Origin of the sequence: Parafrankia discariae (genome assembly GCF_000373365.1) — a bacterium.
Lineage (GTDB): Bacteria > Actinomycetota > Actinomycetes > Frankiales > Frankiaceae > Parafrankia > Parafrankia discariae.
Genome location: NZ_KB891225.1, coordinates 1 through 12,620 on the forward strand (window position 1 = coordinate 1; position 12,620 = coordinate 12,620).

Genomic DNA, 12,620 nt, shown 5'->3' on the forward strand with positions numbered 1-12,620 from the left:
CGTTGTGGGTTACGTAGAGGATCGCGTCCACGATGTCGCGCCGGTCGTGTTTCTCGGGCCGGCCGTCTTTCGGGACCGGAGGCAGCAACGGCTGGACGTAGGCCCACTCCTCATCGGACAGATCCGACGGATACCGGTGCGATCGCGCCATGTCCGGACCCTGGCGAACCCGCCCTCCCAGCCTGGCCCGCCACACCAGGAAGATCAGGAATGGGCCACATGCGGCCCACACAACCAAGATTCAGGACAGGCACTGAGACAACGGGCCAGATCGGCCGGCAGCCGACCCTCGGCGGGCTGACGGCCTGTTCCATCGACGCTGTCGGGCTATGGTGAAGGCGTGTGCTGCTTCGCTGCCATGACCACCCGGACCGCTGCTTAGCGGTGATACCGAGGCTGCTGTAACCGCGGCCTCAATGCCTGCCCCCTGCTGGGGCAGCGCCAGGGCGTACCGCCGGATCAGTGTCCCGCCGGCAGCCACTCGCGTGTCCTTCCCTGTGCTGCCGGATCGTCCTGTCCGATCAGGGGAAGTCATGTCTCAGCCGCGGCGATCCGATTCACCTGCACGGCACGAAGAACCATTCCCGCACCCGTCCATAGCCGTACCCGCTGTCACGATGCTCCTGATGGTCGGGCTCCCCGGAGCCGGGAAAACCACCCAGGCCGAAGAGCTCGCCGCGGCGAACCGGGCACTGCGGCTGACCCCGGATCACTGGATGATCCCACTGTTCGGCGAGCCGATGGCCGACGGCAGGCGCTTCGTGCTGGAAGGGCGGCTCATCTCGGTTGCCCTGCAGGCACTGCGGCTGGGGACCAGCGTCGTGCTCGACTACGGGCTCTGGGGCCGCGATGAACGGTCGGCACTGCGCTGGCTGGCGCGGTCGTGCGGAGCGGCCTGCCAGGTGATCTACCTCCCCGTGGACAAGGACGTCCAGCTCGCCCGGATCGCGCACCGCCAGGCAACAGCGCCGCATCAGACGTTCCCGATCAGCGGGGCCGACGTGGACCAATGGCGGGAGCAGTTCCAGGTACCCGATGCCGTCGAGCTCGGCGGTGGTGCGATCCCCGGCCCGCCAGCAGGGTGGCCGGGCTGGGCGGAGTGGGCAGCGGACCACTGGCCTTCATGCACCGACAGCTAGCCCGACCGTCCCGTCCAGGGCTGTCCTGACGGCCGTTCGTGCTGGCCAGCGATGCCACTGGCGTATTACCGCAGCTCAGCACCTCGTCGCCCGCCATGCATACCGGGATTGTTCTGCTGAGAAGGCCACGAAGTGCGGGCGGCTTACTCCAGGCTGCGTCACTCCTCAGGCTGCGTCACTCCTCGCCGGAGAACCGTTCCCATGCGGACTGTCGGGTGATCCCGAGAGTTTCGCCGATCTTGATCCAGGTGACGCCGCGCCGGCGCAGTTCCCGCACCCACGAGCGCAGGTCGGCCTCGGCCTGGTCGATGTGCGCGGCGACGCGCGGAATGTGGCTCAGCATCTCCCCGTCTGTCATCGACTCCCAGAAGGGCACACGCGGTTCCGTGGGACTGGCGAAGCTCCCGTCGACGATCGACATGGCGAGCGTCGTGCACTCGTTGCAGATGTACACACCGGGACCGGCGACCAGCTTGTCGACCTTGGTGTTCGGCTTGCCGCAGAAGGAACACCGAGCGAGTTCGATCGGGGTGTCAGGCGTCGCCACAGCACACTCCTAAGGTGTCAGGGTGTCCCTGACACCTTAGGTTGTCAGGGGAGCCCTGACAACTGGTGTGCGTGCCCGTCCGTGTCGGGCGCGCGCTGGAGTGGGTGCACCCCGCGGGCCGAGGTGTCGCCGATCCGCGCCTGACATCGCACCGCCCTCCCCGGCTGGCGTACCCGACGCCGTCCGTGGATCGCCGGAGACCACACGCCGACCCGCGCACCAGGACCTCCCCAACAGGCGAACTTGCCATGTTGGAAAGTATGAATCATACTTTCCAACATGGAAAATATGATGGGGGTGCCCACCCCCGAAGACGCCGCTGCCGCCCTGGCCGAGGCGGAGACCTCACGGGCGCAGTTGGCCGGCGGCCTCGGACTGCCGTCCTTCTTCCACAGCTCGATCGGCGTCACCGTGGCTGTCCAGATCGCCGTAGCCGCCGTGGAGGTCGCCTTCGACACCGGCTGGACCCGACTGCTGGCGATCGCCGGAGCCGCCGTCTTCGCCCTGACGGCGGGCATCCAGCTGCTCCGGTTCCGGCGGCTCAACGGGGTGTGGATCGGGGGACTCACGAGCCGGGTCGTGTTCGGAACGGGGCAGGCCGCGGCGACCTCGTACGCGCTGGCTCTGGGCGCCGCGTTCTGGGCCGCCCTCGCCGGGGTGTGGTGGCTGGTGGCTGTCTGCGCGTGCGCTGGAGGACTGGCCTACACGTTGAGCGGCCGACGTTGGCTGCGCCGCTACCGAGGAGACCCGGCGACGCACGCTCGGGCCGAGTCGGCCGGGTGGCTGGTGGTCGTCTCGGTCCTCGCGCTGGCCGCGCTGGCGCTGCTGGGGCTGGTCGGCGGCTGATGCCCGAGCTGGACGCCAACCTGCACGCCCCGGCCCGGCTGAGGCTGATGACCATGCTGACCGCCGTGTCCGAGGCGGAGTTCTCGACCATTCGCGACAGCCTCCAGGTCAGCGACTCGGTGCTTTCCAAACACGTGGGCGCCCTCGCGTCGCTCGGCTACGTCAGGAGCCGCAAAGGAGTTCACGGCGGTCGCCGAACCACGTGGATCTCGCTGGCCGGGCCGGGCCGGGCCGCCCTGAGCACCCACGTCGCCGCACTGCGAGAGGTCATCGCCGGGGAGCACGCTGATCTGGATCGCCGCACTGACCATCAGGACGCGGCGGGTCCGCTGCGGAACCGGCTCCCCGAGCTGCGGGCCGCGCGGCGCTGGAGCCAGGCGGACCTGGCCGACCGCCTCGACGTGTCCAGCCAGACGGTCGACGCCATCGAAACGGGCCGCCTCGCCCCGCGCCTGCCCCTGGCGTTCAAGATCGCCGCCGTGTTCGAGGGCCGGATCGAAGACCTGTTCTTCCCCTCCGAGGACATCGGCACCGAGGCCTGATCGTCCGGGCCGCCCCGCAGCCGCTCTGCGTCCTCCTCTGACGAACACCCGGCATGGCCGGCCCCGCGTGCCAGGCCGCGAGCGTCAGGACCAGGCCCCGGCCCTCGCTCGTCATCCGCACCTCGTCCTCGACGAACACCCGGTGGTACGCCCTACGTCGGTGCCTGGAAGCCGCCGATCTTGCGTTCGAGCAGTTCGGCCAGCCGCAGCGGGGTGCGGTCCTCGAACATCGGGCCGATGAGCTGCACTCCCACCGGCAGGCCCTCGGGGGACCGGCCCGCGGGTATCGCGGTGGCCGGCAGGCCCGGCATGGTGGCCAGGCCGGCCAGGACGAGCTGGTCGAAGTACGGGTACTCGACGCCGTCGATGTCGATCCGGCGTTCCAGCGGATTGGGGTTGTGGTCGTGACCGAACGCGGGAGTCGGCGTGATCGGACACACCACGGCGTCGAACTCGGCGAACAGCTGCCGCCAGCCGTGGCGGTGGAGCTCGCGACGGTTGTTCGCCTCGATCCAGTCGCGGTGGCTGAACACCATGGCGCGCAGCCGCGCCGCGTTGAGACTCCGGTCGTCCGCGCTCAGCCCGGCGGCGCGGGTCCGCAGCTGCTCGTACGCCTCGACGGGAAAACGCGCAACGGAGCCCGAGAACAGCAACTGCGTGTAGAGCGTCGCGGCTTCGGTCAGATCGGGCAGCAGCGGAGTGTGCCGTTCGACGCGGGCTCCTCCGTCGACAAGCGCGTCGGCCACCCGGTGCACGCCCGCCCGCACAGCGGACCCGGTCGGAATGAGCGGGTGCTCGTCGAGGACCAGGACCCGGAAGTCGGCGAGGCGCTCGTGGCGCGCGGGCGGCAGCGCCACGTTGTGCGCCACGCCGAGCGTCAGCGGGTCCGGTCCGGCCATGACGTCGAGCAGGAGGGTGAGGTCGCGGGCAGTGCGCGCCATCGGACCGACGACGGCGAGGTCGAAGTCGGTCGGCAATGGCGGCGCGGGAGGCGCGACCATGCCGCGGCTCGCCGCCAGCCCGAGTGTCGGCTTGTGCGCGTAGACGCCGCAGAAATGCGCGGGGGTGCGCAGCGAACCGGCGAGGTCGGAGGCGATGGACAGCGCACCGAACCCGGACGCCAGGGCCGCCGCCGATCCACCGGAGGAGCCGCCCGGCGTGCGATCGTGATCCCACGGGTTGTTGGTGGTGCCGTAGATCTCGTTGAAGCTCTGGATATCTTGCAGCCCCAACGGGACGTTGGTCTTGCCGAGCACCACCGCGCCCGCGGCCCTGAGTCGCGACACCTGTACCGCGTCCTCGGCCGGCAGGTAGTTCGTGTGCTGCGGCATACCCCAGGTCGTGGGCAGCCCGGCGATGTTGTAGGACTCTTTGACCGTCACCGGAATGCCGAGCAGCGGCCGGTCCTCGCCGCGGGCGCGCGCCTGGTCGGCGCCGCGCGCGGCGTCCCGCGCGCGGTCGAAGTCCGGCACGCAGATCGCGTTGATCACCTTGTCGTCCCGCTCGATACGGGCGATCGCCTCGTCGGTCAGCTCCGCCGAGGTCACGTCACCGGCACGCAACGCGGCCGCGAGCTCTTCGGCTGACTGAAAACTCCACTCCATGATTCCGACGCTACCGACCTCTGGAACAGGCCATGAAATGCCGATCCGCGCAACACCTCTCACAACTTCCCCTGTTTTTGACGGAGTTCTGAGGGGCGACGCCAGGATTCTGGTGGGGGTACGTCTGGGCAAACGGACTCGACGAGGAAGCCAGCCGCCCTCTGATCAGGCACGCGCTCGAAGCGGGGATCAACTTCTTCGACACCGCCAACCTGTACTCCTACGGCTCCAGCGAGGAGATCCTCGGCCGCGCGCTGAAGGACCAGGCCGACCGCGACGACGTCGTCATCACCACCAAGGTCCGCCACACGATGCGCCCGGGTCGCCCCAACGGCGGCGGCCTGTCCCGCAAGGCGATCATGACCGAGATCGACGCCAGCCTGCGCCGCCTGGGCACCGACCACGTCGACGTCTACATGATCCACCGCCTCGACACCGACACCCCCCTGGAGGAGACCCTGGAAGCCCTGAACGACGTGGTGCGGGCCGGCAAGGCCCGCTACCTCGGCGCCTCCTCCATGCACGCCTGGGAATTCGCCAACGCCCTGCACCTGCAGGAACGTCACAACTGGGCCCGCTTCGTCACGATGCAGAACCACTACAACCTCCTCGCCCGCGAGGAGGAACGGGAAATGCTCCCCCTGTGCGCCGCCGAAGGCATCGCCACCACGGTGTGGAGCCCGCTCGCCCGCGGCCGCCTCGCCCGCCCCTTCGACCAGGCACACACCGGCGTCCGCGCGGCCACCGACGGCGGCTACGCCGACCTGCTCTACCAGGCCGACGCCGAGGGCGACCGCCAGATCATCGACGAGGTCGGCGCCATCGCCCGGACCCGCGGCGTCAGCCGCGCCCAGGTCGCCCTGAGCTGGCTGCGCCGCAATCCCGTCGTGGCCGCGCCACTGGTCGGCGCCCGGACGATCCGGCAGATCGACGACGCCGTGGCCTCCCTCGACCTCGACCTCACCGACGAGGAAACCCGCCGCCTGGAACTCCCCTACACCCCGCGCCACGATTTCCAGGCAGTCTCCGACCCGGCGGAACTGGAACGCATCAAAGCCGGCATCCCCGGCTACGCGAACGTCTGAGGCGCGCGGGGGGCTCGTGGCCGGATCAGGGAAGGGTCACCGAGTGCAGCACCCGGCCGGCGCCGTCGCGGGCGAACAGCGACAGCGGCGGCCTGAGCGGCACCTGCTCGGACGTGTCGACCGTCCTGTTCCAGTAGAGGGCGAACGCGCCCGTGGCACCGACGGGGACGTTGATCGCCTCCCCGTTCGGGATCACGGCGAACAGTTCCTTCACCTCCGGGGACACCCGCCCGAAGGCGTGCCAGAACCAGGTCGGGTGTTCCCATTCGACGGTGCCGCTGGCGTCACTGCTCGTGTTGAAGACCTCGATCGGCGCCTCCGGGGGCTGGGAGAGGTCGGGACTGAGGTCCGAGTCCCACCACCGGAGCATGGGCTTGTCGGACCAGGAGAAGTCCGGCGGGCCGTCCCGGCTGACCAGCTCGACCAGGCAGGCGGCCACACCCTGACTGTTCTGGACGAGCACGAGGGGGCCGTCGACCGCGACGAGCAGCCGGCCGTCGCTGTCCGGCGACACCGGGCGGCCGCCATCCGACGGCACCGGGTGGCCGTTGCCCCCGGGGACACAGCGGTGGACGACCGCCGCCTCGGCGTCGGCGTCGAGGTCGAGCAGCCGCCGGGTCTTGACGAAGCGGAGCGTGACCGGCTCGCCCCCCGGGCCGGCGGGGAGCACCACAGGTGGAGGTCCGCCCGGGCTGGCCGACCCGGCTGGTACCGCCGCCGAGCCCCCGTCGCTCGGGCCGCCGCACGCGGCCAGGGCGACGACCGCCGCGGCGACGACGCCGGCGGACCGCCAGCGCCGCCAGTGCCTCCGGCGGACGGCGCGTGCGACCCGCGACCCGCCGCGGTCCACGATCCCGCCGTCGCCCTCGATGCGCATCCGACCTCCGTAATGGCCTGCGGGGTGAGGTTTCCGGCGTGGCATCGATGTGGGCGCGCGTTTCCTACCGATGGGCGTCGTCGCCGTCCCCGACGAAGTCGAACAGCCGAATGTCCGGCCGGTACGGCAACGTCGGTCCAACCAGCCGATGCGTTCCGACACCCATCAGAAAGCCGTCCTCGACGTCGAACCCGACCTGTTCGAATCCCGCGTCGGCGAACCAGGAGCGTATGGCGGGAGTCAGATCGGGTGGCCGGCGATGACGGGTCCAGATGACGGTCGCGGCGGGCCGGCACAGCCGGGGCAGCTGCTCGACGGTGTGCCGCACGTCGACGTCGCTGAGATTCCCGAACACTCCGCAGACCAGTGCGAGGTTCACCGGGGCGACACCCTCGTACACGCCGGAGTCCGAGGCGTCGCCGACCACGACCTCCACGCCGTTCAGCCCGGCGGAACGCGCCGCGTGCTCGGCGTCGGCGGCAAGCTCGGGGTCGAGTTCGACCAGCCGGGCCCGGACGTCGTCGCGACGCGCATGGCCGGCCAGCACGCCGAGCAGGTCACGGCCCTGGCCGGCGCACATGCTCAGCACGCGGATCTCCCCCGCGGGCTGGCTGTCCAGCGCCTGCCGGACGCGCCGCTGGACGAGAGCGAGCCGCCGGTGCAGGGACGACCCCGCGACGTCGTACTGCCGGTGCCAGCCGACCCAATGACGCTCCCGCGCGAAGCGATCCACGAAACCCGACCCTAACCGGGGGACCGGACGCGCGGGGCCCGCCGACCGAATCCGAGCACGTGATCGTCGCCGGAGTCAGGTTCCGATGACAGGGCTTCGCGGGCGGTGCGGGCGATGTCGACGGCGGGGGTTCGGAAAGTTCGGGAAGCGAAGTTCGGGAAGTGGGGCAACCTGAAAGCGGCCCGCCGGCCTTTGTAAGGCGAGGGAGGTCGCGTTGCGCACAGACGAGGGCGACGACGGTGGGTTCACGGCGTACTTCGCGCCGCGGGCCGGCGGGTTGCTGAGGTTCGCCTATCTGCTGACCGGCGACTCCGGGGAGGCGGAGGACCTGACCCAGACCACGCTGACCAGGGTGTTCATGGTCTGGCCGCGGGTCCGTGGCCATGACCGGCCCGACGCCTACGCCCGCCGGGTGATGGTCAACGCGAACACCCACCGGTTCCGCCGCCGGGTTCGGCAGGTGCTTGTCGACGTGCCGCCGGAGCGGGCGGCGGCGTCGTCGCAGCTCGCCGCCGTCGAGGACCGGGCGGGGCTGGCCGCGGCGCTCGCCGTGCTGCCGCCGCGGCAGCGGGCCGTCGTCGTGCTGCGCTACTGCGAGGACCTGCCCGAGGCCGAGGTCGCCGCGCTGCTGGGCTGCTCGGTCGGCACGGTGAAAAGCCAGGCCGCGAAGGGCCTGGCCAAGCTGCGGGCCCATCCCGCGATCACCGGGCCCGCCACCCCGCCGGCGTCGCCCCGGGTGGGACGCCCCGTCGCGCGAGAGGAGACGCGATGAACCCGACCCCGTCCGGCAGTTCCGACAGCTTCAGCAGTTTCGACAGCTCCGCCGACGCGGTCGCGGGCTGGTTGCGTTCGGCGGCCGGCCAGCTGGAGGTCCGCCCGCCGGACGGGCTGGTCGCCGCGGCGCGGGACGCGGTGCCCGCCGCCCGGCGCCGGCGCCGGCGCCGTCTCGCCGTCGCCGTACCGGCCGGCGCCGCCGTCCTGGCGGCCGTCGTGATCGGGGCGGGTGTCCTTGCCGGTGGCGCGGCGGACGGCCGTACGACGCTGCGGCCCGTGGCCGGGTCCCCCACCGTGGTCCGCGGCGCCGCGCCGGCACTGCCCACCGAGGTTCCCGGCGTCGCGGGCGGTCCGCCTCTGCACCTGCGCTACGTCGACACCCCCCGCCTGCTGGCCCTCACCGACGCCCAGCGCGCCGAGGTGGACGCCCACTGCGCGCCGGAGGTCCCGAACCTGTTCGTCGCGGTCGCCGACCGGTGGGGCCTGCAGGTCCTCCTCGCGGGCGAGGACGGCGGGGCGATGTGCCGGACCTTCAACGGCCCTGCCACGGTCCCTGACCTGACCGGTATCAACGGGCCGATCCTCTGGCCAGGTGGTCGCCATGACCTGGCGCGGCCGCCCGTGCGTCCCATCGAGGTGTTCAGCTCGGGCGACGACGGGTCCGGGCGGCTCGGCGAGTGGAACGCGCGGCGGTGGGCCGTCGGCCAGGTGTCCCCGCGGGTCGCCCTGCTCGTCGCGGCGCTCCCGACCGGGGACGCCGTCGTCGTCCCCTTCGAGCCCTCGACTGGCGCGTTCGTGACCCGCATCCAGGTCACCACCCCGGATCTCGCCCGGCACCAGGAGATCAGCCAGATGCCGCTGACGCTCTACGCCTACGACTCCGCTGGCACGCTGCTCGCCCAGTCGACGTCCACCGCCTGCGGCGCGGTGGTGATGATCTGCGGCGAGGGGCCGGAAACCCCGATCTCCCTGCCCACACTCGTGTCCGCGCCGCCGACGGCCCCGACAGCGGGCATGGACGGACCTGCCACCCCCGCGCCCCCCGCCGTCGGCTAGGACCGCGGTCGCATACAAGATCATCGGACTGGTGGGGCGGTGCGTTCGTCGCCGTTCGGGTGGTCGAGGGTGTGGAGGAAATGGTGGAACGCCTGATCGGCGCGGGTGGTGTCGGCGGTGGCGTCGAGGTCCAGGAGCAGGCCGCGGATGACCGCGAGGACGAGGGTCGCGAGCTCGGGACGGCCGATGCCGCGCAGGCCGTCGGCGAGCGGCCCGAGCCAGTCGGTCGTCGCGGCCCGGTGGAACTCGGGCCACAGCCGCCGCACGGGGCTTTCCCGCGACTGACCGAACATCCGTAGGAACGGCGCTCCGTCCGGGCCGGTCATCGAGGTCCAGGCGTTGCGCAGCGTGGTGGTGTACGGCTCGTCGGGTCGGGCGCGCAGCAGGGCGCCGAAGGTGTCGAGCTGGCGTTGCCGCGCCTGCCCGAGGACGGCGCGCAGCAGCGCGTCGCGGGTGCCGAAGTGGTAGATCAGCATGCGGGTCGAGGTGCCGGTGGCGCGGGCCAGCGGCTCGAGCCGGTCGGGCAGGCCGTGTGCGAGCGCGTGGTCGGTGCAGGCGTCGAGCAGCCGCTGTCTGATCTCGGGCTGTGGTCGCCGTCCCATCGCCGCAGTTTTTCGCGTAACAACCGCTACGTCTACCGTCGGTCGGGACACAGCCAGGACGGACGCGGAGGTGGCGATGCAGGTCGTGTTCGTGCACGGGGCGTGCGTGCGGGACGGATCATGGTGGTGGCACCGCACGGCGCGGCTGCTGCGGGAACGGGGGGTGCCCAGCGTGTCCCCGGCCCTGCCGAGCTGCGGCGAGACGGGCGCGCCGACCGGGACGGGCGTGCCGACCGGAGCCGGCGGGCCGGTCGGGACCGGCGGGCCGGGGTTGGCCGAGGACGTGGCCGCCGTGCGGCACGTGCTGCGCGACGGCGCCGAACCCACCATCGTGGTCGCCCACAGCTACGGCGGCATCGTGACCGCCGAGGCCGCCGCGGGGGTCGACTCGGTGCGCCACCTGCTGCTGATCTCCAGCTACCTGCCCGAGGCCGGGCAGAGCCTGTCGGAGTTCGGCGACGACACCCCCGCCCCGTTCCTGGACGTCGACCCCGACACCGGGACGTTCGGGGTCCGTCCCGAGCTGCTCGTGGACACGTTCCTGCAGGACTGCGACGCCGACGTCCAGGCACAGGCCCCGGCGCATCTCGCCCGGCAGAACATCCAGGTGACCGGGCAGCCGGTCGGGGCGGCCGCCTGGCACCAGATCCCCACCACCTACCTGGTGTGCGCGCAGGACAAGGGCACCCCCGCCCGGCTGCAACGCGAGTTCGCCCGCAGGGCCGGCCGGGTCGTCGAGTTCGACGCCGGCCACCACCCCTTCCTGTCCCAGCCCACCGCGGTCAGCGATCTGCTGCTGAGCCTGCGGGCCACCCGCTGACAGGCGGCTGCCCCCGCGGACCCGAGGACGCGAGGCGGTTACGCGCTAGGGCGCGGTGGCGGCGGCGCAGCCAGGTCAGGCCCATGGCGGTGAGCAGGGCACCGGCGGTGAGGTCGTAGCGGCCACCGAGCCCGACCAGCGCGTCCAGCCGGATCCGCGCTGCGACCGTACGGGCCCGTTCGGAGTCGTGATCACGGGGCTGGGAAAGGGTTGGACGGGATGATGCCCGGGCTTGTAGCTTGCAGCTGACCGTGACACCGCCCGAGGAGGTGAGACCCATGAACGCTGCAGCGATGTGGGTGCTCCCCCTTCCGGTCACGGTCGGGCGACTGACGTAGGTGTCGCCGGGAGCGCCTCGCCGACAAGGCACTCCCGAAAGGCACACCTATGCACTCTCCGCGGTTCACCGCCGAGCCCTCGTCGAACGACACGGTCGAGCGCGACTTCACCGCGGGCGACGCCCCCGGACTCCGGTCACCGGCCTCCGGCGCCGTTCGCGCGCCCCTCATGTTCGACGTGATCATTGCCGGGTGCGGGCCGACCGGTGCGATGCTGGCCGCCGAACTGCGGCTGCACGATGTGCGGGTACTCGTCCTGGAGAAGGAAACCGAGCCCGCGTCGTTCGTCCGCATAGTCGGCCTGCATGTTCGCAGTATCGAGATCATGGCGATGCGCGGACTGCTGGAACGCATTCTCCCACACGGAAGACGGCGTCCGGCCGGCGGTTTCTTCGCCGCCATCGCCAAACCCGCCCCCGAGGACCTGGATTCCGCGCACGCCTATTTCCTGGGCATCCCGCAGCCGGTCATCGACCACCTGCTCGAAGAACACGCGATCGAACTGGGTGCGCAGGTCCGGCGCGGTCGTGCGGTGGCCGGTCTCGAGCAGGACGGCGAGGGTGTGAACGTCGAGCTGGCCGACGGGGAACGGCTGCGTTCGCGCTACCTCGTCGGCTGTGACGGCGGGCGCAGCACGGTGCGCGGACTGCTCGGCGTCGGCTTCCCCGGCGAGCCCTCGCGGACCGCGACGCTGATGGGCGAGCTGGAAGTGGGTGCGCCGCAGGAGGAGATCGCCGCCAGGGTGGCCGAAATCCGCGAGACCGACAAGCGGTTCAGCCTCGGGCCCTTCGGCGAAGGGGTCTACCGTGTCGTGGTCCCCGGCGCGGAAGTCGGCGACCGCGCGGAACCGCCCACCCTCGAGGATTTCAAACAGCGGTTGCGTGCCATCGCCGGAACCGATTTCGGAGTGCACTCCCCGCGCTGGTTGTCCCGCTTCGGGGACGCCACCCGGCTGGCCGAACGTTATCGGGTCGGGCGGGTGCTGCTGGCCGGCGACGCGGCCCACATCCATCCACCCGTCGGCGGGCAGGGCCTCAACCTGGGTGTTCAGGACGCGTTCAACCTCGGCTGGAAACTGGCCGCGCAGATCCGCGGCTGGGCGCCGGAAACACTGCTGGACACCTACCAGGCCGAACGTCGTCCGGTCGCCGAGGACGTGCTGGACAACACCCGCGCCCAGCTGGAACTGCTGTCCACCGAACCGGGCCCGCGGGCCGTGCGCAGGCTGCTCACCGAACTGATGGACTTCGACGAGGTGAACCGCCGCCTGATCGAGAAGATCACCGCGATCGACATCCGCCACGACTTCGGCGCGGGCCCCGATCTGCTCGGCCGCCGCCTGCGCGACCTCGACGTGAAACAGGGCCACCTCTACGGTCTGCTGCACCGCGGCCGGGGCCTGCTGCTGGACCGCACCGAACGCCTGACCGCCGGCGGCTGGTCGGACCGGGTCGACCACCTCGCGGATCCCACCGCGGTACTGGATGTTCCGTGCGTCCTGCTACGCCCCGACGGCCACGTCGCCTGGGTCGGCGACGATCAGCGGGACCTGGACGACCACCTCTCCCGCTGGTTCGGCCAGCCCGCCAGCTGACCGCGGCCACGACACCCGCCGCCCGGCCCGGACGGTTGTTCGACCGGGTCTCCGGCGCGCCCG

Annotated in this window: 12 protein-coding genes and 2 pseudogenes; 8 read left to right on the forward strand and 6 right to left on the reverse strand. The window is 71.5% G+C overall.

What is annotated here, in order from left to right; genetic code table 11:
• A pseudogene (locus tag B056_RS37240) lies at positions 1-154 on the reverse strand (transposase); the annotation flags it as partial.
• A gap of 463 nt (positions 155-617) precedes the next feature.
• On the opposite strand from B056_RS37240, the gene B056_RS0119900 reads away from it, so the two are divergent.
• On the forward strand, positions 618-1,139 hold the full coding sequence (locus B056_RS0119900; RefSeq protein WP_018503617.1) for an AAA family ATPase: 522 nt from the start codon (positions 618-620) through the stop codon (positions 1,137-1,139).
• A 175-nt stretch (positions 1,140-1,314) separates the two neighbouring features.
• Here the strand turns inward: B056_RS0119900 and B056_RS45420 are convergent, their stop codons facing one another.
• Positions 1,315-1,686: a ClpX C4-type zinc finger protein gene (locus tag B056_RS45420; protein WP_018503618.1), complete on the reverse strand. Its 372-nt coding sequence runs from the start codon at positions 1,684-1,686 to the stop codon at positions 1,315-1,317.
• Between the two features lie 291 nt (positions 1,687-1,977).
• On the opposite strand from B056_RS45420, the gene B056_RS0119910 reads away from it, so the two are divergent.
• Both B056_RS0119910 and B056_RS37245 read left to right on the forward strand, forming a co-directional pair.
• Positions 1,978-2,532 carry a hypothetical protein gene (locus B056_RS0119910; protein ID WP_407672399.1) on the forward strand — a complete coding sequence of 185 codons (555 nt, stop codon included), beginning with the start codon at positions 1,978-1,980 and terminating at the stop codon, positions 2,530-2,532.
• A complete protein-coding gene (locus B056_RS37245) occupies positions 2,532-3,074 on the forward strand; it encodes a transcriptional regulator (protein ID WP_018503620.1) in 543 nt (180 codons plus the stop codon). Before B056_RS0119910 ends, B056_RS37245 begins: the two co-directional genes overlap by 1 nt.
• A 152-nt stretch (positions 3,075-3,226) precedes the next feature.
• On the opposite strand, the gene B056_RS0119920 is transcribed toward B056_RS37245, so the two are convergent.
• On the reverse strand, positions 3,227-4,678 hold the full coding sequence (locus tag B056_RS0119920; protein WP_018503621.1) for an amidase: 1,452 nt from the start codon (positions 4,676-4,678) through the stop codon (positions 3,227-3,229).
• Between the two features lie 122 nt (positions 4,679-4,800).
• Here B056_RS0119920 and B056_RS37250 point away from each other — a divergent pair.
• Positions 4,801-5,763, forward strand: a pseudogene (locus B056_RS37250) (aldo/keto reductase); the annotation flags it as partial.
• Between the two features lie 25 nt (positions 5,764-5,788).
• Here B056_RS37250 and B056_RS37255 read toward each other — a convergent pair.
• Positions 5,789-6,640 carry a hypothetical protein gene (locus B056_RS37255; protein WP_018503624.1) on the reverse strand — a complete coding sequence of 284 codons (852 nt, stop codon included), beginning with the start codon at positions 6,638-6,640 and terminating at the stop codon, positions 5,789-5,791.
• A gap of 64 nt (positions 6,641-6,704) precedes the next feature.
• Positions 6,705-7,373, reverse strand: coding sequence for a class I SAM-dependent methyltransferase family protein (locus B056_RS0119935; RefSeq protein WP_018503625.1), 669 nt, complete (start codon positions 7,371-7,373; stop codon positions 6,705-6,707).
• A 214-nt stretch (positions 7,374-7,587) separates the two neighbouring features.
• On the opposite strand from B056_RS0119935, the gene B056_RS0119940 reads away from it, so the two are divergent.
• Positions 7,588-8,145: a SigE family RNA polymerase sigma factor gene (locus B056_RS0119940; protein ID WP_018503626.1), complete on the forward strand. Its 558-nt coding sequence runs from the start codon at positions 7,588-7,590 to the stop codon at positions 8,143-8,145.
• Positions 8,142-9,203 carry a hypothetical protein gene (locus B056_RS0119945; protein ID WP_018503627.1) on the forward strand — a complete coding sequence of 354 codons (1,062 nt, stop codon included), beginning with the start codon at positions 8,142-8,144 and terminating at the stop codon, positions 9,201-9,203. The genes B056_RS0119940 and B056_RS0119945 overlap by 4 nt, the downstream gene beginning before the upstream one ends.
• A 20-nt stretch (positions 9,204-9,223) precedes the next feature.
• Here the strand turns inward: B056_RS0119945 and B056_RS0119950 are convergent, their stop codons facing one another.
• On the reverse strand, positions 9,224-9,805 hold the full coding sequence (locus tag B056_RS0119950; RefSeq protein WP_018503628.1) for a TetR/AcrR family transcriptional regulator: 582 nt from the start codon (positions 9,803-9,805) through the stop codon (positions 9,224-9,226).
• 76 nt (positions 9,806-9,881) lie between these two features.
• On the opposite strand from B056_RS0119950, the gene B056_RS0119955 reads away from it, so the two are divergent.
• Entirely contained in the window at positions 9,882-10,625 is a 744-nt protein-coding gene (locus B056_RS0119955; RefSeq protein WP_026239910.1) for an alpha/beta fold hydrolase, read from the forward strand.
• A gap of 387 nt (positions 10,626-11,012) precedes the next feature.
• Positions 11,013-12,557 carry a rifampin monooxygenase gene (gene rox, locus B056_RS0119960; RefSeq protein ID WP_018503630.1) on the forward strand — a complete coding sequence of 515 codons (1,545 nt, stop codon included), beginning with the start codon at positions 11,013-11,015 and terminating at the stop codon, positions 12,555-12,557.
• The last annotated feature ends 63 nt before the right edge of the window (positions 12,558-12,620 follow it).